The sequence below is a fragment of the Paraburkholderia sp. C35 genome, assembly GCF_003121405.1.
Classification (GTDB): Bacteria; Pseudomonadota; Gammaproteobacteria; order Burkholderiales; family Burkholderiaceae; genus Paraburkholderia.
In genome coordinates, this window is sequence record NZ_QBUY01000027.1 from 19,555 (window position 1) to 45,739 (window position 26,185).

Below are 26,185 nucleotides of genomic sequence, written 5' to 3' on the forward strand. Positions count from 1 at the left end.
GGGCTGATCTGTAAATTCGTAATGCGATATCTCTCTGATACGATTTACCAATCAATAGATTTCGTCACAATTCCTCATCTCATAAGGACGCCGACATGACCACCATCGACTTTCGTCAGATTCGTCAACTCTGGATGTTCCTGGCCGTAGCAGAGGAAAAGCACTTTGGGCGAGCGGCGCAGCGACTGAACATGTCGCAGCCCCCCTTGACCGAGCAGATAAAGATTCTTGAGCAATCGCTGAAACTGACGCTGTTCGACCGATCGAGAAGAGGCACTCAGCTAAGTGCCGCGGGTGCGGCCATCCTGCCCGCAGTGCGACAGTTCGCTGACCAGGTCGAACGTCTCGAACGCGCCGTGCGCGAGGTTGCTGCTGGACAGACTGGTGTCTTGCAGGTTGGTGCGATTACGTCAGCCATGCTGGAGACCGTGCCCGCGGTGCTTGCTGGATTAAAGCGGGATCACCCGGGCCTCGCGGTGTTCATCCGGGAGATTGACAGCGTCGAAGCAATACCGGCCCTCGAAGCCGGAGAGCTTGACGTAGCCTTCCTGAGGCTTGACGGCAAAGTGGGCCATGGAATCGCCACCCTTCCAATGGCAGAAGAGCGACTCGCCGTTGCGCTCCCGCGCGACCATCCACTATCGGACGTTCCGAGAATTCGACTGCGGTCGCTCGCGAACGAATCTTTGGTCATGTCGTCGCGAGAGGTTAGTCCCGCATATTTTGACTTCCTGACGGCAGCTTGTCAGTCACATGGTTTTGCTCCTCGAGTTTTACATGAGGTCCGGTCGGTGATGTCACAGATTGCTTTCGTGGGATGTGGCCAGGGCGTCGCCCTTGTTCCTGCTTCGATGCGAAAGCTCGCATCGGAGAACGTCGTCGTTCGTCCGCTGAAGGAGCGCGTGATGGTCGTCACCGCTGCGCTGGCATGGAATCCCGCTCGTCATAATCCAATGGTCGATGCGATGGTGTCTTTAGCCGAGCGTCTGCCTGCGCCTGCGCGGAAACTGCACAAACCAGACTCTTGCGATGCGCGCTGACTTTCCACAGGAGATGAAGAGAAAACAACCGGAACCTGCCCCGACTGCAGCGATCATGGGCCGCCGGCTAAGGTTGTCGACTCGTTGAGACCATCTCGCGACGATCGATCGACCGTTTGCTGAGTGGAGCGTCCGACTCGACGTCCGAACGTCTGGCCGGACGGATGCCTCGTCGAGGCCGAATTCACCCATTGATCGGCCGTCGCCGCATACCCGAGCTTGGATCACCTTCCGCTCAAACGCCATTATCCCGGTAAGGCGCGGACTATCACGGCAACTCAATGGTGATGCGCACAATTGCTCTGTTCGGTCCTCTAGCATCAATGAGACGGCGAGAGCAATTGAAGCCTGAGGTCGAACGTGGTTCGCTTGCCCTATGCGGGCCGCAACGAAAAAACCGTCGAAGGAGCTACGGATCAGGCGGAACGCATAGGCGCCGCTCGATCCGGGAATTTCCCACGATGCGTCAGCGTCGATCAGGCGGCAACCGATGTGCTGGTCACCTCGAGGGTCATCCTGGCTGTGACCTTCTTCGTAGCACACTTCTTCACGGCTGCCATGCTGGTCACAGTTCTTGCTCTTGCCAGAGCTGCAGTCCTTTTCGCCGCAGCCTCCGTCGATTTCAAGGCATCCGCGCTAGCCCGATCAATCAGAAACTTCGTTCGGTCTCGGGCGCCGCCCACCATGCGGGCGCCGGTCCATGCCAACTCCACGTCGCACCACTTTTCGGGTCGCGACACCTGGGCGTTACGGGCCTCGTACGCGCTGGCCACCCGCCGCCTATCTTCCGCTACGCAAATACCCCTCCTTCGATGGGTCCCGCATGCATATCGCCACCACGCCTGCTATCACGCAGAGCGCCGTCACATACCAATAGAATGCCGGCTCGATGCCCACCGCTTTGAGCCACAGCGCCACATACTCCGCAGAGCCGCCGAAGATCGCATTCGCGATGGCATACGAGAGACCGACACCGAGCGCCCGGACTTCCGGCGGAAACATCTCTGCCTTAATGAGGCCGCTAATCGACGTATAGAAACTGACGATGAGGAGCGCCGCCATAACCCAGCCAAACGCCGCGTATGGACTGCTCACACTCTTTAGGGCATACATGAGCGGTACGGTACAGGTTGCTGCGAGAACACCGAACAGGATCATCGACATGCGCCGCCCGATCCGATCGGACAATGCGCCAAAGAGCGGCTGCATCAGCATGAAGACGACGAGCGCCAACGACATCACCGTGCTGGCAGACTTTGCATTCATACCCGCCGTATTCACGAGGTACTTCTGCATATACGTGGTGAAGGTATAGAACGCGAGCGAGCCGCCCGCCGTGAAGCCGATCACCGTCGCGAGGGCCCGCTTATGCATGAGCAGCCCGCGCAGTGTACCCGCGTCCTCACGATTGCGGCTCGCCGTCGAAGACGTCTCTTCCAGTGACCGCCGCAGATAGAGCGACACCACGGCCGCTACGGCGCCAATCGCGAACGGCACGCGCCAGCCCCATGCACGCAGTTCCTGGTCAGTCAGCATCGTTTGCAGCACGATCACAACGAGCAGTGCCGCCACTTGCCCCGTAATCACCGTCACGTACTGAAACGACGCAAAGAATCCCTTTCTGCCCGCGACGGTCACCTCGCTCATATAGGTCGCGCTTGTGCCGTATTCGCCTCCCACCGACAGTCCCTGAAAGCAGCGCGCGACCAGCAGCAGCACGGGCGCGGCGGTCCCGATCGACGCATACGTCGGCAGCAGCGCGATCACGAGCGAACCGGTACACATCATCAGCACGGAGACAATCATCGAATGGCGCCGCCCATAGCGGTCCGCGATACGTCCGAACATCCATCCGCCGATCGGACGCATCAGGAATCCGGTCGCGAATCCACCTGCCGTATTGAGCAACTGCGTGTTGGTATTGCCGCCTGGGAAGAACGCGTGCGCGAAGTAAATCGAACAGAACGAGTAGACGAAGAAATCGAACCACTCGACGAGGTTGCCTGACGATGCACCCACAATAGCCTTGATGCAGCGACGTGTTTCACTGCTTCGGGTGACGACGCTCTGGCCGAACGTATCAACTGTCATGGTGTCTCCGTGTATGTGCCTGGGCCGGCGATCTACTGTCGCCTTCGAACGCGCTTACCGGTTGGGTCAATGTGGGACGGCCACGCGGTGCCCGTCCAGGGGGGAAGTTAGCGGATCACGAATGGATTGCCTGTGGGCGCGCCTGTGTTGATCCAGACGCTCTTGGTCTGAAAAAAGTCGTTGATGGCTTCGATGCCGTTTTCACGCCCGAGCCCCGAGTCCTTGTAGCCGCCGAACGGCGACATGTAGCTCACGGCGCGATACGTATTGACCCATACGGTGCCCGACTGGATGCGCTCGGCCATGCGGAACGCGCGGCCAATGTCACTCGTCCAGACGCCCGCGCCGAGGCCGAAGCGCACGTCGTTGGCGATCTCGACCGCCTCGTCTTCGTCCCTGAAGCGGATCACCGAAAGCACCGGTCCGAACACTTCTTCCTGCGCAATGCGCATGCTGTTGCGCACGCCCGTGAAGATCGTCGGTTCGATGAACCAGCCGTTCCCGCACTCGCGGCGCACAGCGGCCTTGCCGCCAAGCTCGAGCGTCGCCCCCTCTTCGCGGGCGATATCGATGTAGCTGAGCACCTTGTCGTATTGCGGCCGCGTCGTGATAGGGCCGATCTGTGTGTCCTTCTGCATTGGATCGCCCATACGCGCGGATTCGGCGAGTTGCACCACGCGATGCACGAACGCGTCGTGGATGCTGTCCTGCACCAGCAGCCGCGAGCCCGCGATGCACGTCTGCCCGGTCGCCGCGAAAATGCCGGCAACTGCGCCGTTCACAGCATCGTCGAGATTCGCATCGGCGAATACGATGTTCGGCGACTTGCCGCCCAGTTCCAGGCTCACATGCTTGAAGTCGCGCGCCGCCTGCTCGTTGATCCGCCTCCCCGTTGCATTCGCCCCTGTGAACGTGATCTTTCTTACCAGAGGATGCGACACGAGCGGTGCGCCGACCTCGTTGCCAAAACCGGTCACCACATTCACGACGCCCGGCGGGAAACCGACCTCCTTAAACAGTCGCGCAAACGCCAGCGTCGAAGCCGACGTGAATTCGGACGGCTTGATGACGACCGTGCAACCCGCAGCCAGCGCAGGCGCGAGCTTCCAGGCGAGCAACATCAGGGGCGAATTCCACGGCGTGATGATGGCCACTTCGCCAAGCGGTTCGTGCCGCGTGTAGTTGAAGTACCCCTTCTTGTCGAGCGGGATGACGCTGCCCTGGATCTTGTCGGCGAGGCCGCCGTAATAGCGGAACCATTGGGGCAGGTAACCCAGTTGCGCATGCATCTCCGAATACAGCTTGCCGTTGTCGCGCACTTCAATCGAAGCGAGACATTCGGCCTCTTCAGCGAGACGATCGCCGAGACGATGCAGCAGCAATCCGCGCGCACTCGCACTGAGGGCTGGCCATGCACCCGTCGTGAATGCTCGCTGCGCGGCCTGCACGGCGCGCTCCACGTCGGGTGCGCCACCGCGCGCAACCTGCGCCCAAGGCTCACCCGTGAACGGATTGTCGCTGGTGAACCATTCACCCGATGCAGGCTCGCACTGCGTTGCGTCGATATAAAGACGATAGCGTTCCATCAGAATCTCTTCACGATAATGCCGGCTTGATCGATTCCCGCGATGAGAGCAAGCGTGTCAGCACGCTTCGGTACGGGGGATGACACGGATCTCAAAACGGCGCGTAGCCGAGCGCCGCCCGGAAGCGGTTCTTGACGTACACGCCATCGCGCGGCGGAAGCGCGCGCGGCGGCTCGTCGGGCCGGATGAAAACCTGCGCGAGCGTCGGGCCGCCCTTCGCGCGCGCTCGCGCGGCGACGGCGGACACGCCATCCAGATCGGTCACCGCGAACGCGTCCTGAATGCCGAATCCTTTGGCGACGGCGACCAGGTCTGTGCCGAGACTCGTGTGACTGCGCTGCATACCCGTCTCGCCGAAATGTCCGTTGTCGAGCACAACGATCGTGAGGTTCTTCGGCTGCTTGACGGCGATGGTGCCGAGACTGCCGATACCCATCAGTTGCTCGCCGTCGCCCGTGACAACGATCACAGGCTTGTCCTGTTGCGCGAGCGCGAGGCCGAGGCCCAGCGACGCCGCGCAGCCCATGGCGCCCCACAGATAGAAGTGCTGGTCGCGATCGCCGGAGGCGAACACGTCATAGGAGGCCGACCCAAGCCCCGTCACGACAAGCGCATGAGGCACCGACTCCAGCAGGCTCGCGACGAATTCACGACGATCGACCGCGTTGTTTGGCTTCGACATTACTTTCTCTCCCATTTCTTGCGACCGATAAGACTCTGCGACAACAGCACCGCGACCTGTTCGCCCGCCTCGAAGGCCGCGTCGAACCCCGCGCTGACGATCTCGCCGACCTGATCCGGATCGTCCGCGCGCAACACCGTGATGCCCATCAACTCGAGCGCAGCCTGGGTCTGCTTGCCCATCGGGCCTTGCCACGGATTGAACTCCGCATACTCGCCGCGCATCGTGACGAGGGTGAAGAACGGGAACCGGCAGCTTTGCAGCAGCGAAAACATGTTCACGCAGTTGCCCACGCCGCTGCTCTGCATCAGCAGAACGGCGCGCTGACCGCCCAACCAGGCGCCGCTCGTGACGCCGACACCCTCTTCCTCCGTGGTCAGCACCACATCCTCAATCTCGGGATCGGCGATCACGCTGCGAATCACGTGCGAATGGCCCGCGTCCGGCACATACGCGACCTGTTTGACTCCGCCCTCTTTCAACACGTCGAAAATGGCCTGCTGCCAGGCGGGCGCCTGCACTGCTGACGTACTCATGAATCCGCCTCCAGGAAAAGAAACTATCGATGCAGGAATCATAGTTTGCTATGTGACAAGCGTAGAAATAGAATTATTTGATTCCTGCATACGCTTTCGGCATTGGAGAGACCGACGTGGATATCAAGCAATTACGGGCGCTGCTCGCCGTCGCCGAGACAGGCAGTGTCACCAGGGCGGCATCGCTGCTGCATATCGTTCAGCCCGCGGTGTCGCGCCAGCTTCGGCTACTGGAGGAAGACGTCGGCACGCCGCTTTTCTCGCGCGGGCGGTATGGCATGGAGTTGACCGAAGCGGGCGAAATCTTCGTCGAACACGCGCGGCGCGCGCTCGCGGAACTCGACCGCGCCCGCTCCGAATTGCAGCCGTCAGGCGGCGTGAGCGGCACGGTGACGATGGGCCTTTTGCCCAGCACGTGCGACCTGTTGGCGAGCGGACTCGTTGCGAATGTCGGAGCGACGTATCCCGCCATCCGCTTGCGCATTTCGATGGGCTATACGGGCCACCTGCAAAACTGGCTCGAAGTCGGCGAGGTCGATGCGGCATTGCTCTACGATCCGAAGCCCTCGCCAATGCTTCAGGTCAGCCCGCTAGTCGAGGAAAAGCTTTGGGTAGTCGGTCAACCCGAGGCGGGATTCAGTCCGAATGAGCCCGTCAGTCTTGAGAGCGTCGCGCATCTGCCGATGATTCTTCCTAACGCGCCGCACGGAATCCGATCGCTCGTCGAACAAACATGCGCGGGTATTGAAATCAACATGAACATCGCCGCGGAAACGAATGCAATGAGCGTGCAGAAAGGTCTGGTGCTAGGCGGTATCGGCATCACGATATTGCCGGGCATCGCTATCGCCGATGACATCGCGCAAGGCAACCTGAGCGCGGCGCCACTCATCGACGCGCCGCTTCAGCGCAAGATCGTGCTGGCACTGCCCAATAACCGGCGCATACCTGTTGCCGTGCGCTGCGTCGTCGATCTGCTCGTCAGCCAGATTACGGACGCCGTGCGCGCTGGCAGCTGGACAACGGCGCGGCTGCTCACAGACGAAGCGGACAACTCGTCGTGAACCGTTCCGATGCCAGCCAGGTACGTCACGCGCAACAGGATCGCCGAGGCTGAGCGGCCTCACACTCTTCTGGCATCTGACGTATTTTCAGCAGAGCGCTTTCTTGTGCAAACCGCCAGAAAACAGACGTACGTTCTCGACACCAGATACAAGTCGAATGTCACTCGATAGACGCAAGTTCTTCCGTCACCGCAAGAAAGCGGCTGATATCGCCCGGCGTATGGCAATGCAGCGGCGAAATCCGCACAGCGCCTTGCAGGCCAAACGATCTCAACATGCGCCCCGAGTAAAGGCTTGTTCCGATGCGCTCGTACACGATGACACCGCGCTTTTCGTATTCACGCACGGCGGCAGTCGGCTCGAGACGATCGAACCCGATGCCGGCGATCAGATCGCGTTTCGTCAGATCGTCGTGGTCCCAGAATACCCGCACGCCCTTGATTGCTCTCAGCCCGCGTTGCGTTTGCGTGCCGTCAAGCAAGGTCGCAAGTAGTGCGCGTTCATGGCTTTCGATACGCTGCATCCCTTGGGCGAACAGCTCGCGGCGATCATCCGCATCACTGGTTTGCGCACCGATCCAGGCGACGTAATCGACGATCGCGCTCACCACTGCGAACTGCGCGGGTGCGGGACTGCCGAGTTCCCACACGCCGCTTTCCTTTGCATCGAGGCGGTGATGCGGCAATTGCGCCAACCTGTCCGACAACCACGAGATGCCCGATCCTCGACATCCAAAGAATTTATACGGCGCGAAATTGATTCCGTCGACGGGCGTTTTGTGCAGGTCGATCGCCGCGTGCGGCGCATGCTGGACGGCATCGACGATGATGAAAAGATCGGGCTTCTTCGCCCGCGCACGCTCCACAATGGCAGCGATATCGAGCTTCGCACCAGAGATATTCGACGCATACATTACGCTTAACAGCGCAGTGTCCTGGTCGACGAGCGACACGATCGCGTCGACATCCACGCCACCTGTTTCCGGATTGCTCGGTGCGATGCGCAACGCTTTTCCAGTGCGTTCGCAATAGAGCTTCATCGCATCGAATGAGGACGGATGCTCGAGTATCGTCGTGACAGCGTTCGTGCCGGGTACGTTTTCCATCACGGCGCGCACCATCTCGAACATCGCGGCCGACGCGGTCAGCGACGGATAGATACTGCCACCTTCTGCATTGAAAATGCGCCGGATATCGTCTTCACCACGCGCCTGAACATCTTGCAGATAACATGCCCGTTCATGAATGCGCTCCGGGCAGTCTGGCAGTGCGTCGACGTATGCGAATGCTTCCAGCGCCGCCTTGAGCCGGAACGATCCGCCCGCGTTGTCGAAAAAGAGCCGCTCGCGCCCGTCGATGTCGCTATCGACATAATGAAAACGGCTCTTGATCTCCTGCATAAGAGACTCAGGAAAGAACTGCCCCTGGTTGCTGCTCATCTGTAGCTCCTCGATATGATGCTTTTCTCTGCGCTCAGGCGTCGAGCGACGCGAGATACGCCTTGCCCTTTTCTTCGTCGTACTGCCCTTCCCACTTTGCGATGACGAGCGGCGCCAGTGCATTGCCCACGACATTCAACGCGGTGCGTCCCATATCCATGATCCGGTCCACGCCTGCGATGAAAGCGAGCCCTTCGAGCGGCAGTCCAGCGCTGGCGAGGGTGGTCAACAGGATCACGAACATGAAGCCCGGTACACCGGCAGCGCCTTTCGATGTCACGACCATGGTCAGGATCAGGACGATCTGTTCCTGGACACCGAGATGCACGCCGTACAACTGCGCGACGAACAGCGTGCCGATACCGAGATAGATGGATGCGCCGTCCAGGTTAAAGGTGTAACCAGTCGGCACGACAAAGGTCGTGATGCTCTTGGGCACGCCGAAGTCTTCCATTTTCTTCATCAGCTGCGGCAGCACGGTGGCCGAACTGCACGTCGAAAACGCAATGATCAGTTCATCCTTGATGACCTTGAGCAGCGTAAAGATCCTGAAGCCGAACAGGCGAGCGGTGACGCCGAGCACGAAGACAGCAAACAGAACAATGGCGAGATACGTGACGGCGACCAGCTTGACCAATGGCAGCAGCGAACCGAAGCCGAAGTTCGCGACGGTCACCGCGATCAGCGCACATACGCCAAATGGTGCGTAGCGCATCACCATGCCGGTGACCTTGAACATCGCGTCACCGATGCCCTTCAACGTGGCGAGCAAGGGCTTTCGGTATTCCGCTGGCACGGACTGCAAGCCGAGCCCGAACAGCACCGAGAAGAAAATGACTGGCAACAGATCGCCTCGCCCCATCGACGCGATGATGTTGTCGGGGATGATATTCAGCAGCAAGGACATGAAACCATGATGGCCTTGCGTCTGCGTGGCTTGCTGGAGATGCGAGATGTCGGTGTGGCCGAGTTGCGACATGTCGGTGCCGACGCCTGGCTGCAGCACATTGCCGAGCACGAGCCCCAGCACGATCGCAATCGTCGTAACGACTTCGAAGTACACCAGCGTCTTCAGGCCGATGCGCCCCAACGAGCGGCCATCTCCCACGCCTGCAATGCCCGCCACCATGCTGGTGAATACGATTGGCACGACGACCATCTTGATAAGCCGGATAAAGATGTCGCCGGCAGGCTGCAAAAAGCCGGTGATGACGGAATCGCGCATTTGAGGAAAGCGGTTCAGCACGACGCCGACTGCAATCCCGACCACCAGGCCGATCAGTATCTGCCAGGCAAGTCCAATGCGCGGCTTGCGCTCAGTGTGTTCGGCAGACGATGTTTCGATCACGGATTCCATGCATTCTCCAGACGGACCGATTGATATGGATAACGCGGGAAGCGGCGCGCCGTGTCGTGTACGCGCTCGCTCGAGCCTGCCCGCATGCGCAGTGTTCCAGCCCGATGTCGAAACCATAATCATCCAGAATAAACAGAAAAAGCGATTTTTTTCTATGCGAAAATATCGCTTTTAGTCATGTAACGACGATGCGATGCTGACCTTCAAGCAGATCGAAGCCCTGTACTGGATCGTGCAACTGGGATCGTTCGAGGCCGCGGCGACGCGTCTGAATACGCCCCAGTCGGCGGTGTCCAAGCGTGTGCAGGAACTGGAGCGGGCTTTCGACCTCGTGGTTTTCGCCCGCGCCCGTCGCAGCGCCCGCCTGACCGGGAAAGGCGCTGAATTGTTCGAGTACGCGAAAGAGTTGCTGGAGCGGCGTGATCAGATCGTCGAGCGCATCATTTCGAAGGAAGCGCTCGTCAAGCAGATACGGATCGGCGTGACGGAACTCACGGCGCTGACGTGGCTGCCCCGCCTCGTGGCTGCGATTCAGGCCGAGTATCCGAAAGTGAAGGTGGAAGCCGAGGTGGAACTGAATGCGACGCTGCGTGAGAGGCTCGCGGCCGATACGGTCGATGTCATCATCGTGCCGCAGACGCAGGCCACCGAGCCGTTCGCGGCCACACCCGTCGGCCATGTCGACAACGCGTGGATGTGTGCAGCCAGTCTCGCCCCGCGCAAGACCGCCATTCCGATTACCGAGATCGCGAAATATCCACTGATTCTGCAAGGTGGCTTATCCGGCACCGGCTACGTGTATAGCCGATTTTTGCAGGATCACGGCGTCAGCCTTCAGAAAGTACTGGCAAGCAATAGCCTCATTGCGCAGATCGGGCTGACGTTGTCGGGGCTCGGCGTCAGCTATCTGCCCAAAGCTTGTCTGCACCATATGCTCGAACGACGCGCACTCATGGTGGTGCCGACAAGGCCCGCATTGCCGCCGGTGACATACGTCGCGATGCATCGAGCAGACCAGTCGCATTCGTTGAACGCGGCCATCGCGAGACTGGCCGCGCAAACGTGTGATTTCAGTTCGAACCTGCTCGATCCGGGGTTGCCGCAACTGCAGCCTGCGCAATAGTGATTGCACCAAATCACGGAGCATCGAGCTTCATCCGACTGTGGTCGATTGTTATGTCATCTCGCCGCACTCGCCCTCCCCGGCATCGTCGGCTACGCCCGTTGATCGGCCAAAGCCGACGATCGCCGATCAGCCGTTGTGCGGCGGCTGAAGGTTGCTTCACTGACATTCGCAAGCCCGTGCCGACGAATGTCTCCTCTCTCTATCGACGAAGTCTTCACGACCCGTTGCGGCCAGTCGACTCGTCATAGTACCAATGGCAGCTGGTCGACCATATCCGTCTCGATTGATCATGTTGGATTGTTCGGAGATATCAGTCGGGGCAGCTTATCCTTCATGAGCGGACGTTCGTGGAGATTTAGTGAACGTCCGAACCTGGCCAAACCCACTCCGCTTGACTCACTCGTCGCCATAAGTCAATCAGGCAGCCATGCCGTCAGTGTCTTCGAATGGAAATCGCAAGACTATCGCATCATCACGTTCAGGACCCGTGGTAACTATTGACACTGCAACGCCGACGTCCTGCTGAATCGCCTCGATCAGCGCCGTGGCCTGGCGCGGCAACTCTCCATAAGAGCGGACGCCCCGCGTTGGGCCTTCCCAACCGTCAAAGCGTTTGAGAACCGGCTGCAAGCGCTGCTGCTCGGCGTTAGTTGACGGCATGTAGTCGATGCGTCGCCCATCGAGTTCGTAGCCTACACACAGGTAGACCGAATCCAGGCCATCAAGGACGTCCAGCTTGGATAGCGCCAGGCGATCGATGCCCGCGACTTTGCAACTCTCGCGCAATTGCACCGTGTCCAGCCAGCCGCAGCGACGTGGACGGCCCGTGTTGACGCCATACTCGGCGCCGCGTTGCCGGAGCACATCGCCGACTGCGCCGCCCACTTCGGACGTGAAAGGCCCTTCGCCGACACGCGTTGCATAGACCTTGCTGACACCAAGTACCTGCCCGATGCGCGACGGCGCGATGCCGGTGCCGCTGGCCGCGCCGGCGGCGACCGTGGTCGACGACGTCACATACGGATAGCTGCCCCAGTCCACGTCGAGCATCACGGCTTGCGAGCCTTCGAACACCGTGCGCTTGCCCGATGCATGGGCGCGGTCTAGCTGTTCCCACACGCGCCCTACGAACGGCAGGATTCTCGGCGCCACGGCGAGCAGGTCGTTCAACATCGTGTCTCGCGGGAAAGACTCCAAACCGAGGCCGCGGAACCACGCGTTATGGTGCGCGAGCAGCCCATCGAGCTTTTGCGCAAGCAGTTCCGGTTCAGCAAGGTCACAGACCCGCAACGCTCGGCGTCCAACCTTGTCTTCGTAGGCCGGACCGATGCCGCGTAGCGTGGTGCCGATCGGCTCTGCGCGCAAGCGTTCCTGCGCGGCGTCGATCGCGCGATGGACGGGGAGAACCAGCGTGGCCGTCTCGGCAATCTGCAGCACGTCCGGCGTGACGCGAATGCCAAGCGCAGCCACACGATCGATCTCCGCCAGCAGCGCTTCGGGATCAAGCGCGACGCCGTTGCCGATCAGACCGCGCTTGCCGCGCACGACTCCGCTGGGAAGCAGCGCCAGCTTGTAGGTCTGACCGTTCACCACAAGCGTGTGGCCGGCGTTGTGGCCACCGTTGTAGCGGACCACGATGTCCGCATTCTCGGCAAGCCAGTCCACGATCCGGCCCTTTCCTTCATCGCCCCATTGCGCGCCAACGACAACGACATTCGACATACAGTAGCTTTCCTTGTGACTTAATCAAACAGATTCGAAATACGATCTATCCCCATGCGGCTCAATATAGGCGTGCGATGCCGTCACGAAAATCGATATAAAATCATCGATACTGTCAGAAAAAATCACATAGGGATTGCCCACATGCCTCGCCGTCTTCCGCCGTTGAACGCGCTACGCGTATTCGAAGCCGCCGCGAGGCTGGAAAGCTTCTCGGCCGCAGCCGACGAGCTTTGCGTCACGCACGGGGCGGTTAGCCGTCAGGTGGGCCAACTGGAAGCCTGGCTTGGACACAATCTGTTCGAGCGCCGCGGCCGAAGAGTTGTCCTGACCGCTCGAGGGCGCAATTACTTGTCGGAGATATCGGCAGCGCTTGACCGCATCGCGCTGGCCACCAACGAACAGCTCCGGGTCACGCAACAGCAAATCATCAGGGTCAATGCGCCGACGACATTCGCATTGCGATGGCTATTGCCACGGCTTTCCAACTTCCAGCTAACCTATCCAGCGGTGGAAGTGCGGTTGACGACTTCGGACGAACCGATCGAACGGCTCCACGACGAATTCGACGTAGCGATTCGCGGCAGTGAGCAGAAATCGGCGGGGTACGTAGTCAACGAGTTTCTGGTGGAAGTCCGGCTGCCGGTGTGCTCGCCCAAGGTGCTGGAATCGCATCCCATTCGCCAGCTCTCGGACCTGGCACATCACACCCTGCTGCACACTGCGACCTATCCCGGCCTCTGGGCCGAATGGCTGGCGGCCTGCGGTAACCCTCGGCTTGCTGAAAGCAATTCGCTGCAGCTTGACCACTTTTATTTGACCTTGCAGGCCGCCATTGATGGTCTGGGTATCGCGATGGGCCCAACCGCGTTGGTAGCGCTCGATGTCAAGGAGGGACGTCTCGTGTTTCCGTTCGACGGGCCGACCCTGCCAGCATGGCGCTACTGTAGCTACGTCCACAATGCACGCCTTGACGATCCCGCCGTCAATGCATTTCTGACGTGGTTGCGCGAACTGGGGAATCGTTTCTCACGCAATGTTGGGTGAATAGAACTGACTTCATAAGTGTCGGCAAGAATTGACAGCGGCATTGATGAAACCACTTTGAGTGAGTCAAACTTCTTCGAGCGACTTCTCCAGATTGTTGACGGTCCACATGCTCGTATCGAATATCTCAAGATGGCGGGTCGCGAAAGATCGTCCCCTACCCCAACTCGCTCGTTCTACTTTCGCGCCGGCCTTCTGCGAACGAGCCTCTACATTCGCCCTGGCGAGCTGCACTTCGACGGCTGCTGCGAGAGTACACCGGTCGATCGGTGCCTGGCAGCACCGACCGGTCATCGGGTTATCGGTCTTTATGGATGTTTGTCAGTCTCAACGTCAGAGCTGCTCTCCGTGCACAGGTGACAGCCGCGTGGCGAGGCTCGTTGACAGTCGAGTACAACGATTTTAGTTGACTCCCGTGTTTTTCAACACGACAGTCATCTAGGTCTAGCAGCGTGTCCTTGAGTTCACCAATTGCTCCTGCACATCGCTATCAACTGCCCCACAGTAGACGGCACTCCAATGTCACCAATGGCCGATCAGCCGAAGGATTCCGCCCCCCTCGCAAACGCGTCGCCCGCCTTCGAGGATTGCCGCAATAGCGTCGTGGGTTATCGCGGCAACGAAGGGAGCACTACGGTGGTTGCGCCGACCAGGTCAAGGCCTGCCTAATATTTTCTTGAGACTCGACAAAAAGCGAACAATGAAATCGAAGATTTCCCAAACCATCGATGATCAGACATCCTATTGATTCCAGCATCAGGAAAATGTGGCAACATGAGAAACCGATAAGGGCGCGCCGATGCAGACAGCAACGGGTAGCGCACGGTCGACCACTCCTCTATTTGAAATATGGTTAGCTCCAGTAGGCGTTCTGGTCAATCGACAGAATTCCAAGTTATCAACGTTTTGGCGCCAGCGCATTCGGCGCCTTCAGATCCGTCCTGGCCAGCGCACAGGCCGATGTGCCGCTCCGGTTTGGCCGGGTCCCGGCGAATCATGCTGTTTGCGCCTCGCTGGCTAACCCGTCGCCGAGTCGGGCACCGGCGTTGCCGGCTCTCCCTGGGCGGTCAACCCGGCCATCCAGTCCCACCTCATCATCCGCTTGCTCGGGGAGCGGCCCAGTCCTCGTGCGGAATGCTGCCAATGGATTGCGCGGGATTTGCGCAAAACAAGACTTCAAGCCGCGCCAGCAACCGACGGCCACTCTCCACAACGTATCATCCGTGCATCGAACGATGCGTTCTATCAGATAGCTGACTCTCAGGTTCTGGCAGGCGCTCGGAATGGCCAGAACTTTTCAGCCGGCTCAATTTGAGCCGGCTTGTTTTCGTGCTCGACGAATGTGAGCACGCCAACTCTCAAATTACTAAGCGTCATAAAAGTATTGCAAAAGGTAATGCGACGTGGAACCGTTTCCACCGATATTCTGCCACCGCAGCGCCGGAAGTACCGTGTTCGGTCAGCCAGAACCTGAGAGAAAGCCGAGGATGAAAGCCAACGGTCGGCGCTGCACTCCGGCTGTTCACGAAGTGACTTTATTGCAGCGGATCCCGCGCTTACACCTACCTGGCCGACATTCAGAAGACGATGTCGCGATACGTGTGCGTTCTTGGTCGCGTCCAGTGGCAGGTTGCTTGTCTGTCGACTATCTTTCCATCATCGACGACTCAGTTTTACCGCCTATTCGCAACCTGACGAATATTTGCAGACAGTCATCCGGATACCAGCATCGATGCACGGGTTTACCGGAGCTAGACTCGCTCATTCAAAGGAGCGTCTCGTGCCAAAAATCTTTTCTGTTGCTTCCCTCGTCATGTTGTACCTGTCCACGTCCGCGTGGGCCGATCCGGATACGTTGCTGGGGACATGGCGTCTGAAATCATTCGTGCGCGAAGTTGTCGGGACGAACGAGCGATACAACCAGTTGGGAGAACAACCTGACGGCTATCTCACCTACTCGTCGGATGGTCGCATGCTCGCGCTGTTCGTGTCTGGCGACCAGCCGCGGCCGCAAAACGAACCCTCCGACGACGAGCGCGTCAAGCTCCACAAATCGATGCTTGCATACGGTGGAACGTATAGCGTGTCGCCGGGAAAGGTCGTCCATCATATCGACATCGAATGGGACGGCAGGCGAATCGGAACCGACCAGGTTCGCTTTTACACTATTAATGGCGATACGCTTTCCATCAAGACCGAACCCAACAAAAGCCCGGTCGATGGCCGTGAGGGCATAGGCATCCTGATCTTCGAACGAGTAAAGAGCACGCAGCCGCAGTGAGTGGGCAATATCGGTGCGGCTGGTTGCAGCAATTGTCGACCGACTGGTAGTTTCCGCGATCTACCTGGACGACTTCAGGCTCCATCGTCACGAGCACGCTGCACGCCAACCTGTCCAGCGGTAGGCCATCTACCTTGCCACTCCACCATTGCGCGATCCCGTGGGTTCGACGATGTCCCACGGCGATCAGATCGGTTTCCAGGACATGCGCGACATACAGAATCCTCTCCAGTGGATTACCGATCGCAAAATGATCAATCGTCTTGATTCCTCGCCTTGCCAGTCTCTGAAGACCTTCTTCAAGGATCGAGCGGGGCCGTCACTCGCTTGAAATATTCGCTCGGGAAACTGGGTTTCGTGACAGAACTCACCTTCGTGAAGCCTTCACGCGCGGGTACGGTGCGACGCCTCAAGCCGTGCGCAGAGAAGCACGTAATCCGGCCACTGCCCTCGCCGACGACTAGTGCGAGCAACGTTTCGCACAGTCCTTAAGGCTGAATCTTCCGACATCCGCCACGTATTGCAGCGTTGACCAGTCCGACGGGTGGTCATTGTCTGTATGGACGCCAATGGGTTCGGAAGATCGCCCCCTACCCTAACTCGCTCGCCCCGTAGTCGCGCCGAAGTTCGGCGAACTACCTAAGGCGTCTCTCAAGAATGCGTAGGCCGAGTGACGGCCATTTGATGGCTCAACAGACATTCCGAATCTTGAGCATAAACCGGGGGTCTTGGGGTGCCCGTGATATCGACATTAGGAAAGAGCGATCTCTCGCTCCTCGTTGATTGATCGATAGCCGGCGGTTGAAACCTCCTGAACCAGGATATTGAGTTCAAGACTACACAGCGGGTCGACTTCGCTTTCGCCGCGGATAACGCTCACAAAATGCTCTGCGCCATCCTTAAACTTGATCGGAATGGAGCTACAGTCAATCCGCTGCCCCTTGGGAAATTCGGAGTTCACCAACACAACATAGCCTTTGCTGCTGGTGCGAAGCACGCCATCGGTTCCATATACGATGAGGCCACGGTTTGTCGGATCAACTTCCTCCTCGGGACCTTCGTCCATCTGGGTCCAGCTTCCCTCGGCCTGGCCCAGCGCTTGTGGCCATTTCATCGTGACCACTGCGTTATCCTCCATTTCGGGCGGGATGTTCTCCTTCACGAAATGACCCGCCATCGCAGAGACGCTGGTTGGCCGTCCGAACACGTGGCAGAGGTAGCTGATGCCGTAGTAGCAATAATTGATGAGAATGCCGCCACCGTTCTTTTCCATATCCCAAAGCCAGTCGGTAAAGAACTTCGACGCGCCGGATTTTTCCGTTCCTGCATTCGCATTGCGCCACTTGGCCCAGAACGGTCGACCAATCGCCCCTTCGCGGATGAGGTCAAAGCCTTTGCGGAGCGGGGCCTTCCAGATTGACAGAGAATTGACGACGAGCTTGACCCCCGTCTCATCGACAATCCGTTTCATTTCCCACGCATCTTCCATCGTCGTGCATAGCGGCTTGTCCATCAGGATATGCAAACCTTTCTTCGCCGCTGCCCGAACGGGAGCGACCTTCGCATTACTTGGCAAGCCAATCAGCACCGCGTCAAGCTGTTCGGTCTCCAGCATTTCGTTGTAGTCGGCGTAGACTCGTTCGATTCCGAGATCGTTGCGCAGCCTGTCGTGAAGTTCCTGATGCTCTTCGGTCGCGGCGACCAGTTTCACGCCTGGATGATCGCGAAACTCGAAAAAGACACCCTTTCCCCAAACGGGCCAAAAGTGATCATGTACCGCGCCGATGATGCCGATTCGTACTTCCTTTGAACTCATGGTCATTCTCTCCAAATCTATACGGAGCCAGCAGTGTTCATGCTGGAACGTCTAAGGGGCGCCGAACAAACGTGCGGCGATTTGATAGATCAGCTTGCGCTCGGTGCGGCGACCGCTTGCTGCACGTCGGATGAGTGCCGAAGCATGCGCGATAGCACGAATGCGAGGAGCGATGCGAACAAGGCGGGGCCAGCTGCCACGAGAAGAAGATCGCGAGTTGGCCAGCCGAGGGCCATCAATACACCGCCAAGGGTTGGCCCGAGAATCGCACCACTTCGTCCGATGCCTAACGCCCAGCCAACGCCGGTCGAGCGCAGACTCGGCGGATAGGCAAAGGCGCTCACAGCGTTCGCACCTGTCTGAGTGCCAATAACGAAGAATCCGGCGAGGAACGCGATTGTCGTGAAGTAGGCGATTGAGCTTCCTGCAAACGCCAGCAGTACCTGCGTTAATGCACCTCCGCCCATCCCGATTCCGATCATCGTGAACGGATCGAGGCGTCGCACTAGGGCGGCCAGGGAAAATGTGCCGAGCACACTCCCGACTTGCATGAAGGCTGCGGCGCGGACGGAATCAGCCAGGTCAATGCCAGATGAGTGAGCGATGGTCGGAAGCCACGAAACCATGAAATACAACGACAGGATGTTCGCGAAAAACATCACCCAGAGCACGATCGTGCGCGATGTTCGCCCCTCGGTGAACAGCCGTTTAATCGGGAAGCCGACTTCTCTTTCGCTGAGGCTGAGTTTGGCATCTGGATCGACCGAAACGGTAGGTGCAATCTGGTTGATGGCCTTGGCGACGAGATCGGAGCGGCCTCGCCGGGCAAGATCGACAATCGACTGTGGTAGCAGAACGAAGATCGCCGCCAGGATCAGAAGTGGCGCGACGCCACCGAATACAAAGACCGAGCGCCAGCCGAGCGCTGGAATCATGTAAGCGGCGATCAATCCACCGCCTGCCGCACCAATCGCATAACCAGACGTTGTAATCATGGCAGCCGGCACCTTAAACCGGGCGGGACAGAACTCAGCAACATATGCCACGGTCAATGGCGTCAGTCCGCCGAGCCCGAGCCCGGAGATGAAACGCCACACCATCAGCGTTCCAATTCCCGTTGCGGTGATGGTGCCGAGAGAGCAAATCGCGAAGGTCAGAATGCAGGAGCACAGTACGCGTTTGCGGCCGACGCGGTCGCCCAACGCACCAAAGATCAGAGCGCCTAAAGTCGTTCCCAGCAGTCCACTGGAAAACACCGGGCCGAGCATCGCGCGCTCAACACCGAACTCATGCGTCAGCACAGGTGCGACGTAGGTGATCACCTGGATGTCGAAGCCATCTACCAGCATCGCCATCAAGCACAGTGCGAGGATGCGCAAGCTCGTCGCATTTAGGGAACTGCGGTCAATCACTTCTGTGACATCAAGTGATCCGAGCTGGATTGATCGTCGTGGTCGATCCATGATGAGACTGTCTCCTTCCAGAAACACGCAGGATTCCGCGATAAGGGTGTTCCCATTTCACGCGGTGCGTGTCGATTTTCGATTGCCCTTACTTCAAACGAATCCTCTCGGCATTACGCTGAAGCAATCCGACGCGGTGCGATCAGAACGAGTGCCGTATGCCGATTCGCGTCGCAAGTTCGTTGGGCGATGTAGAGCCAGGCTGCCCGAGCAGATCGGGACCGGCCGGCTTGCCTGTCGAGTCAGTTCCCGTCGCATGTGCGGCAACCACGACGGCATAAACATACGTGCGCTTGGACAACAGATACGATGCCCCCAGATTGCCTTGCCAGTAGTGTGCCTCGTCCCCCTTCGTGTAGTCTGCACCGACACCGATCAGAAATGCTGGCGTAGCCTGATACGTGTAGCTCAGTTCGGCATTGCGCACGAAATGCGTCCCGGCGAATGGCGTCGAAGCTGTCTTGATCACATCACCAAAACGGGTGTTGGTCAAAACCGTGGCGATCATCGAGCTTCCGAACGTGTAGGCCAGGGTGGTGCCATAAACCTGATAGTTGCTGGCAGAAGCGTAGCCTGCATAGACTGTGTTGCTGAGCGGATTCGTGAAAGCCTTGCCTGCCACCGGATCTGCCGACGCGTACCAGAGCGTTGTCGCAGGATTGTTGATATTTGCGTATACCGCGGCGTAGGAAAAACCGCCCTGGTCACCTTTGAAACCGAACTCATACGCTCGTCCGCCCGCAAACGTCCCGGGCCTACCTCCGGGCGAAAAGATCGCTCCGAATGTCGTGCCGAAAATCTTGGGCGATTCGTATCGAATTACGTTGTTGAGCTGGTATGTACCATAAACGTTATCCACGTCGCCCGCGTGAGTCGCGAGGCTACCGCCAAAGGTAAGACTGGCTGCCTGAGGATTGAGGTAAAGCGGAAGAAGTTCATACGACCGCCCCATCTGGAACGAGCCGAATTGATCATTCGCCAGACCAACTGTCGCGTAACGGCCAAAGAGCGCTCCGTGCTGGCCAAGCTTGCCGGTGTTGGTATCAAAACCGCTTTCCAGCTTGAAGAATGCCTGCGTGCCACCACCCAGATCCTCGTTGCCTACCATGCCCCATTTGGAGCTGCCACGGCCACCACTCGACGTAAGAAAATTCGAGTGGCCGCCAGCATTTGACAGGTACAGCAGACTATCGTCCAGTACACCATAAAGTGTCACCGACGAAGCGAGGGCTGCGGAGCTGCCGAGCAAACCTGAGACCATCACGACGGCTGTGGCTATACGACTGCGTTCCATTTCTGTCTCCATTGATCTTTTTAGTTCGACGCTCAGATGGCATCGATACGAGCGCGCGGAGTGCCGCGGTGATTCAATGATGCCGACGACCTGAATGCCGCGGCAGTCCTCGCAGACTCAAAGCAGCTATGAGCGCGCGGAACAGATATAGACGTAACGCTTCTAGATGCACCGGAGGCGCTGGACGTCCGGGCGCGAGGATGAATGGCGTGTGAAGTCCCCCAGACGGGCCTAAGAGGGAAAAAGTTGGGGCAAAAGTCCGTGCGGATTTGTCCGCGCCGTATCAGACCATCAGAGACATCGGAGCACTGCTTTAGGGGCGTCCGATGGGAGAGTTATCGTCGTAAACCCCGACCTTCTGGCGTTCGTGGCTAAACCGCACGAGGCTTATTTTTCACGGCTTTGATTGGTCGCCCGCCACCGATCCCAAGCCCCAGTCTGTCGACCGGGAGAGGCGCTCCTCAAGGAACTTCACGAAAACCTTGACGCGCAGATTCAGGTTGCGGCGGCTTTGGAACACAGCAAAGACGGGTTCACGATCCTCAGGCAACCAGTCAGCAAGCACGGTGCGCAGGGTCCCGGCGCGTAGATCCGGAGCGATGTGGAATGCCGCAAGACGGGCGATGCCCATACCCTGGCATGCGAGAACGCGCAGAAAATTATCCGAGTTGCTTGCCACGTTTCCCGTCGCCTCAAGCCGCGTGGTTTCGACACTCTGCTCGCCCTGCGTTCGCATCGGCCAGACGCTGCGATACGTCCCCGGCAAAAAATTCAGGCAGTTGTGGTCGGCAAGGTCCGCCGGGTGTCTCGGCGTGCCGGCACGTTGAAGGTACTCTGGCGAAGCACAGAGAAGCCATTGCGTTGTAGCGATCCGTCGAGCAACCAGTGAGGGATTGGTAACTGGACCAACCTGTAGCGAGAGATCGATATCCGCAGCGATCAGATCCACAGCGTCGCTGTGCAGGATGAATTCGATGCGCAGCTGGGGATTCAGCGCGAGAAAGTCCGGAAGAATGCGCGCGAGTTGCTGCTGCGCGAAATTCAAGGTGGTGTGCACACGCAGCAGGCCGGTCACAGGCGCATCAGCATGCAACAGCGAGGCCTCAGCCTCATTAACCGCTTCGAGCGCCCGAATGGCCGCCTGATGGAAGTTCCGGCCGTCCTGTGTAAGTGCCAGCGTGCGGGAGGTGCGGTGAAGCAACCGGACACCTAACCGGTTCTCCATTCGGTCGATGAGCTTGCTGACAGCCGACGGTGTGCAGTCGAGCTTGCGGGAGGCGGCGGAAAAGCTGCCCGTATCGACCACACAGACGAAGGTTTCAAATTCTCGAAAACGGTCCGCGCTCATAGAGGCGACACTTCATTTGTGCCGGAGTTTCATAGGTAGTGTGAGTGTACAGGCCTTTTTCGGAGGCTTCCAGACCGGCATGATTGCCTCATGTACTCAACATTCCTACAGGAGACAATCGATGGAATCCAAAAGAGTAGCTTTCGTTACCGGCGCCGCCGGCGCGGTAGGGCGCGCAATTGCAGAACGACTCGCACGAGACGGAAACCGGATCGTGTATGCCGATCTCGACGGTGCCATCTGTGACGAACTGGCCAGGGAACTCGGCGATCGCGCAATCGGCGTCGAGGTGGATATCACCAATGACGCCTCGGTCCGCAAGGCTGTCGCTGAAGTCATCGAGCGCTTCGGTCGTATCGACATTCTCGTCAACAACGCGGGTGTCCTCGTTCGCGAAGATAACTGCGAGATGGACGAAGACGTGTTCGATCGCATCATCAATGTGAATCTGAAGGGCCCTTTCCTGATCACCCGCGCAATCATCCCGCATATGAAAGCACAAAAGTACGGTCGCCTCGTCGCGATCACGTCGCGCAACTATCTTGCTGGTGGTATGCCGGCCTACGGCGCCAGCAAGGCTGGCCTGCAGGCATTGACGGTTTCGTGGGCGCGCGAACTCGGGGCCTATGGCATCACGGCGAATGCCGTTGCGCCCGGCTCGATTGCGGTCACCCCCGGCCTCGGCCTTCTCAAACGTACGCCGGAGGAGCAGCTCCATGCCGCACGTCACTCTATTGCCCGCACTCCTATCCAACGTTTGGCGACGAGAGACGATGTGGCCGGCGCCGTCGCCTACTTTGCGTTGGAGGAATCCGGCTTCGTTACAGGCGAAACGCTCTACGTTGCGGGCGGTGCACAGCTGGCTCCGGTAGCCACATATCCAACGGATACAAAGTAAACCCGGCACAAACGCCTTGCTCGGGATGGTGACGTGAGCCTTTTGGATCGCCGCTTGTGGAAGAGGAATGCGGCGGCATTCCTTATTCCGCGACGAGTGCAGTTCGTAATAAGTCAGTCCTGGCAATTTGAGCCGAATGACCGTCATAAGGAGTACATCAGCCGTTCGGATTTGAATTCTCAGTGGCCGACGAATGTCAATTGTCGGCCGCATTGGGTCCGACAGGGAACACTCCAAACGTCCCATTGTGGATGATCAGATGTGACCCACGAATGCGCGGTAAGGGGCGCGAAGCGGCCGTGCAACAGCACCGCACAGCATCCACTGGTTCCGACATCACCGGGCGGGGCCTTGGCGGTTTGTAATCCGGCTACTGGGCGCGACGCCCGAAGCGGAGAGTTGATCCCACCGTCACAAGCAGAAGCACTAGCGCGAGCGCCACGTTACCAGCCACGATTCCCACCAGCCGATGGTACGCGACGGTGACACTGTCGCTCAACCAGACACTGTCGTGAACGAACGTCAGGATGACGACTGCTCCGAATTGCGTGCCAAGATAGCTAACGTCGGAATGCCCAAAGCGGACGTAGCAAGCGAGCCACACCAGGACACATACGGCAATCAGACTGTACGTGAGACTTCCAGCCGTGAGCGGCAATACGGCGAGCACCACCACGCAGCCCAATCCGCAGCCGAGAAGCCGGTGACACATCCTCTGCACGACGCGGTACGGCGACCATATTCCCTGCGCGTCGACGGGGACCATCAGGACAACCAGTGCTGTCGTCATCGCCTGCGGAAACCCGTCCAGCGGGTAACGCCATGCGAGATACGCGAGCGCTGATAGTGCAATCGCGCCGATCATTGCATGTGGCACGCGACCGAGCTCGCCGCCCGTCAGGGCGTGCGCCATGACCGGACCGCTTTCGGGGGCGCCTGGCTCGTACCTGCGGCACAGGAGCGCCGCTGCCGAACCCGCCAAGGCAACGCCCAGGTAGACGAGAGTGCCAATCGAGGCATTGAGCCACAAGGACGACGCGACGCCATGCAGTTCAACGTTTGGGTTAGCGTGGGCCGTTGTCACGACGAATATGGCCAACGCCGTCGATAGTATCCACATGTAGCCCATCGATCGTTTCGTCGCCAGATAGAGACCTGCTGCGGACAAGCCGGCCATCGACAGAACGAATATGACCGCACTCGAACTTGCGACCGGCGACAGCATCAGGCCGATGATCGTGCCGCCGAACGTGCCGGCTATTTGCTGCACGCCCATATCGAGAGCCACCTTCAATGCAAGGCCCGTCAATGAAAACGCACAGATAACTGCCCACCACGTTTCGGTCAGGCCAAGATATCGACTTACACATATCGCAAGAACCGTGGCCAGAATCGCCTCGGCGCAACTGCGAAATCGTGCCCTCAACGTTCGCCTGGAAAGCTCAGCCTTCAAGGCGCCGAAAGTGTCGCGCACTGCTAGCGATAAGGTGTCGCACATGATGTTGGCTAGTCGGAAAACCGCAGTCGACCGCAGATACCGGTCGTCACATGTTACGACGTGGCTGGAGGGCCCTAGAATGTCCACGCCAGTTGCCGAACCACATGCCCGGTATGGCACCACCGCGGCAACAGCAGTCATTCCTGTTTGCAGGATAACCCTGGCGTCAAAACTAATCATAGCTGGGTAGTGTCGCTTGACCGAACACAAGCGGTCATTAGCGCACGCAAGGCTGACGGCCGCTTTTGGGCCGCATTGGGTCCGACAGGGAACGCTCCAAACGACCCGTTGCCGACGTTTCCACGCGCATTCCCCTGAACGTCTCGTACTGCAGTAATGGAGTCGTTCCAATGACAGGTTAGTCCGCTCACAGAACGGATGCTTCTAGCCCCACTGGGTCCGACGGAAAGTGCTCAAAATCGCCCTTTCCATGAGAACTGTCATCGTAGAGTAGCCAACCGACGATTACTGCGTATGAGTTCTATCTGTTGTGCCGAAGCCCTCAGCAAGAAACTCCTTGTCCATGATTCGATATTTCGACTATTATCGAATTATGGAAACGAACCAGACCATCGCCGCGCTGGCGGCTCTCGCGCATGAGTCCCGACTCGCAGTATTTCGCGCTCTCGTGCAGGCGGGCCCCGAAGGCATGCCTGCAGGCCAGATCGCCACGCTGCTGGACATCGCGCCGTCGTCCCTGTCCTTCCACCTGAAGGAGCTGTCCCATGCGCAGCTCGTCACCAGCCGGCAGGAAGGGCGGTTTATCTACTACTGCGCGAACTTTGACACGATAAACGGCCTGCTGGCCTATCTCACCGAGAACTGCTGTGGCGGCAACCCCTGCTCGCCGGTCTCAGCGTGTTCTCCCTCCCGGGAGAAGCAGTCATGAAGCGCTTTCACATTCACGTCGCCGTCACTGATCTCGCCGCGAGCGGCCGTTTCTACTCGGCGTTGTTTGCGTCACAACCAACGGTCGTCAAAGACGACTACGCCAAGTGGATGCTCGAGGACCCGCGTCTCAACTTCGCGATCTCGCAACGCGGCGCTACACCGGGCCTGGACCATCTGGGCGTGCAGGTTGAGAACGAAGCCGAACTGGCTGAGATGCACGATCGGCTCGAAGGCGCAGCACTGCCGGTCGATACCCAGATAGGTACGGCCTGCTGCTACGCGAAGTCGAACAAATACTGGACTGTCGATCCGCAGGGCATCGCATGGGAGTCGTATCACACGCTCAATGACATCCCGGTCTTTGGCGAGTCGCGTAACACGCAGAACAGCGTACCCAATGCTGAAGTCGCAGCGTGCTGCGCTCCGTCGTCGGGCAAACCGGTCAGTGTTCCCGTCAAGTCTTCGTCGTGCTGCTGAGTCCGGCGCGCTATCAATGAGAAACCCATGACGACCAACGTACTGATCCTTTGCACGCACAACTCCGCGCGCAGCGTGCTCGGTGAAGCCATGCTGAATCACCTCGCCGCGAAACTCGGCAAGGATGTGCGCGCCTTCAGCGCGGGCAGCACGCCAAGTGGCCGCATAAATCCGCTTGCGATTGATGCGCTCACGCAGGCAGGTATCGACGTCAGCGGCTATCGCAGTAAGAGCTGGGACGAGTTCGCGCAGGACCGCGCGCCGCACATGCGCATTGTCATTACGGTCTGCGACAGTGCAGCGGCCGAAGCGTGCCCGTTCTGGCCCGGTAGCCCGGTCAAGGTGCACTGGGGCTATGCCGATCCGTCGAATGCGCCCGGCGGCGATGAAGGCAAGCGTCAGGCGTTCGGACTCACCCGCCAGGCCATCGGCTATCGCATGCTGCAGTTACTGGCGCTTCCCATGGACAGTCTGAGCAACGCCGAGCTTCAGCAGGCGCTCAACGACATCCTGCAAAGCTGAACCACCTT

General features: G+C 59.0%; 21 protein-coding genes and 1 pseudogene. 10 read left to right on the forward strand and 12 right to left on the reverse strand.

The window, feature by feature from the left end; genetic code table 11:
* The first annotated feature begins 95 nt into the window (after positions 1-95).
* Positions 96-1,040, forward strand: coding sequence for a LysR substrate-binding domain-containing protein (locus DK391_RS18275; RefSeq protein WP_109479382.1), 945 nt, complete (start codon positions 96-98; stop codon positions 1,038-1,040).
* Between the two features lie 780 nt (positions 1,041-1,820).
* On the opposite strand, the gene DK391_RS18285 is transcribed toward DK391_RS18275, so the two are convergent.
* From DK391_RS18285 to DK391_RS18300, 4 genes are all read right to left on the reverse strand, one after another.
* Positions 1,821-3,131 carry an MFS family transporter gene (locus DK391_RS18285; protein ID WP_109479383.1) on the reverse strand — a complete coding sequence of 437 codons (1,311 nt, stop codon included), beginning with the start codon at positions 3,129-3,131 and terminating at the stop codon, positions 1,821-1,823.
* A gap of 107 nt (positions 3,132-3,238) precedes the next feature.
* Positions 3,239-4,717 (reverse strand): aldehyde dehydrogenase, encoded by a 1,479-nt coding sequence (locus DK391_RS18290; RefSeq protein ID WP_109479384.1) that lies wholly within the window; start codon positions 4,715-4,717, stop codon positions 3,239-3,241.
* Between the two features lie 91 nt (positions 4,718-4,808).
* Complete coding sequence (locus DK391_RS18295) at positions 4,809-5,399, reverse strand: thiamine pyrophosphate-dependent enzyme (RefSeq protein WP_109479385.1); 591 nt, start codon at positions 5,397-5,399, stop codon at positions 4,809-4,811.
* Positions 5,399-5,935, reverse strand: a complete 537-nt coding sequence (locus tag DK391_RS18300; protein ID WP_109479386.1) for a thiamine pyrophosphate-binding protein — start codon at positions 5,933-5,935, stop codon at positions 5,399-5,401. Before DK391_RS18300 ends, DK391_RS18295 begins: the two co-directional genes overlap by 1 nt.
* A gap of 116 nt (positions 5,936-6,051) precedes the next feature.
* Here DK391_RS18300 and DK391_RS18305 point away from each other — a divergent pair, with 116 nt between their 5' ends.
* Entirely contained in the window at positions 6,052-6,999 is a 948-nt protein-coding gene (locus DK391_RS18305; protein WP_109479387.1) for a LysR family transcriptional regulator, read from the forward strand.
* Between the two features lie 160 nt (positions 7,000-7,159).
* On the opposite strand, the gene DK391_RS18310 is transcribed toward DK391_RS18305, so the two are convergent.
* On the reverse strand, positions 7,160-8,437 hold the full coding sequence (locus tag DK391_RS18310) for an aminotransferase class V-fold PLP-dependent enzyme (protein WP_109479388.1): 1,278 nt from the start codon (positions 8,435-8,437) through the stop codon (positions 7,160-7,162).
* A gap of 34 nt (positions 8,438-8,471) precedes the next feature.
* On the reverse strand, positions 8,472-9,794 hold the full coding sequence (gltP, locus tag DK391_RS18315; RefSeq protein ID WP_109479389.1) for a glutamate/aspartate:proton symporter GltP: 1,323 nt from the start codon (positions 9,792-9,794) through the stop codon (positions 8,472-8,474).
* Between the two features lie 193 nt (positions 9,795-9,987).
* Between gltP and DK391_RS18320 the strand changes: the two genes are divergently transcribed.
* Complete coding sequence (locus DK391_RS18320; RefSeq protein WP_109479390.1) at positions 9,988-10,917, forward strand: LysR family transcriptional regulator; 930 nt, start codon at positions 9,988-9,990, stop codon at positions 10,915-10,917.
* A 420-nt stretch (positions 10,918-11,337) separates the two neighbouring features.
* Here the strand turns inward: DK391_RS18320 and DK391_RS18325 are convergent, their stop codons facing one another.
* Positions 11,338-12,642: an adenylosuccinate synthase gene (locus DK391_RS18325; protein ID WP_109479391.1), complete on the reverse strand. Its 1,305-nt coding sequence runs from the start codon at positions 12,640-12,642 to the stop codon at positions 11,338-11,340.
* Between the two features lie 144 nt (positions 12,643-12,786).
* Here DK391_RS18325 and gcvA point away from each other — a divergent pair, with 144 nt between their 5' ends.
* The 3 genes and pseudogenes from gcvA to DK391_RS45320 form a co-directional block, all read left to right on the forward strand.
* A complete protein-coding gene (gene gcvA, locus DK391_RS18330) occupies positions 12,787-13,689 on the forward strand; it encodes a transcriptional regulator GcvA (protein ID WP_109479392.1) in 903 nt (300 codons plus the stop codon).
* Positions 13,690-15,469: 1,780 nt separating this feature from the next.
* Positions 15,470-15,970 carry a lipocalin-like domain-containing protein gene (locus tag DK391_RS18340; RefSeq protein ID WP_162600844.1) on the forward strand — a complete coding sequence of 167 codons (501 nt, stop codon included), beginning with the start codon at positions 15,470-15,472 and terminating at the stop codon, positions 15,968-15,970.
* A 305-nt stretch (positions 15,971-16,275) separates the two neighbouring features.
* A pseudogene (locus tag DK391_RS45320) lies at positions 16,276-16,434 on the forward strand (GlxA family transcriptional regulator); the annotation flags it as partial.
* A 287-nt stretch (positions 16,435-16,721) separates the two neighbouring features.
* On the opposite strand, the gene DK391_RS18350 reads toward DK391_RS45320, so the two are convergent.
* The 4 genes from DK391_RS18350 to DK391_RS18365 form a co-directional block, all read right to left on the reverse strand.
* Positions 16,722-17,786 carry a Gfo/Idh/MocA family oxidoreductase gene (locus DK391_RS18350; protein WP_162600845.1) on the reverse strand — a complete coding sequence of 355 codons (1,065 nt, stop codon included), beginning with the start codon at positions 17,784-17,786 and terminating at the stop codon, positions 16,722-16,724.
* A gap of 89 nt (positions 17,787-17,875) precedes the next feature.
* A complete protein-coding gene (locus DK391_RS18355) occupies positions 17,876-19,249 on the reverse strand; it encodes an MFS transporter (RefSeq protein ID WP_109479396.1) in 1,374 nt (457 codons plus the stop codon).
* Positions 19,250-19,391: 142 nt separating this feature from the next.
* Positions 19,392-20,543, reverse strand: a complete 1,152-nt coding sequence (locus tag DK391_RS18360; RefSeq protein ID WP_239482868.1) for a porin — start codon at positions 20,541-20,543, stop codon at positions 19,392-19,394.
* 394 nt (positions 20,544-20,937) lie between these two features.
* Positions 20,938-21,891, reverse strand: a complete 954-nt coding sequence (locus DK391_RS18365; protein WP_109479397.1) for a LysR family transcriptional regulator — start codon at positions 21,889-21,891, stop codon at positions 20,938-20,940.
* A gap of 121 nt (positions 21,892-22,012) precedes the next feature.
* Here DK391_RS18365 and DK391_RS18370 point away from each other — a divergent pair, with 121 nt between their 5' ends.
* Complete coding sequence (locus DK391_RS18370) at positions 22,013-22,789, forward strand: SDR family oxidoreductase (RefSeq protein ID WP_162600846.1); 777 nt, start codon at positions 22,013-22,015, stop codon at positions 22,787-22,789.
* Positions 22,790-23,159: 370 nt separating this feature from the next.
* On the opposite strand, the gene DK391_RS18375 is transcribed toward DK391_RS18370, so the two are convergent.
* On the reverse strand, positions 23,160-24,287 hold the full coding sequence (locus DK391_RS18375; RefSeq protein WP_109479430.1) for an FUSC family protein: 1,128 nt from the start codon (positions 24,285-24,287) through the stop codon (positions 23,160-23,162).
* 553 nt (positions 24,288-24,840) lie between these two features.
* On the opposite strand from DK391_RS18375, the gene DK391_RS18380 reads away from it, so the two are divergent.
* From DK391_RS18380 to DK391_RS18390, 3 genes are read left to right on the forward strand one after another with little or no spacing between them, the layout of a single operon-like run.
* Entirely contained in the window at positions 24,841-25,176 is a 336-nt protein-coding gene (locus DK391_RS18380; protein ID WP_109479398.1) for a metalloregulator ArsR/SmtB family transcription factor, read from the forward strand.
* Entirely contained in the window at positions 25,173-25,655 is a 483-nt protein-coding gene (locus DK391_RS18385) for an ArsI/CadI family heavy metal resistance metalloenzyme (protein ID WP_109479399.1), read from the forward strand. Before DK391_RS18380 ends, DK391_RS18385 begins: the two co-directional genes overlap by 4 nt.
* Positions 25,656-25,682: 27 nt before the next feature.
* On the forward strand, positions 25,683-26,177 hold the full coding sequence (locus tag DK391_RS18390; RefSeq protein WP_109479400.1) for an arsenate reductase ArsC: 495 nt from the start codon (positions 25,683-25,685) through the stop codon (positions 26,175-26,177).
* The last annotated feature ends 8 nt before the right edge of the window (positions 26,178-26,185 follow it).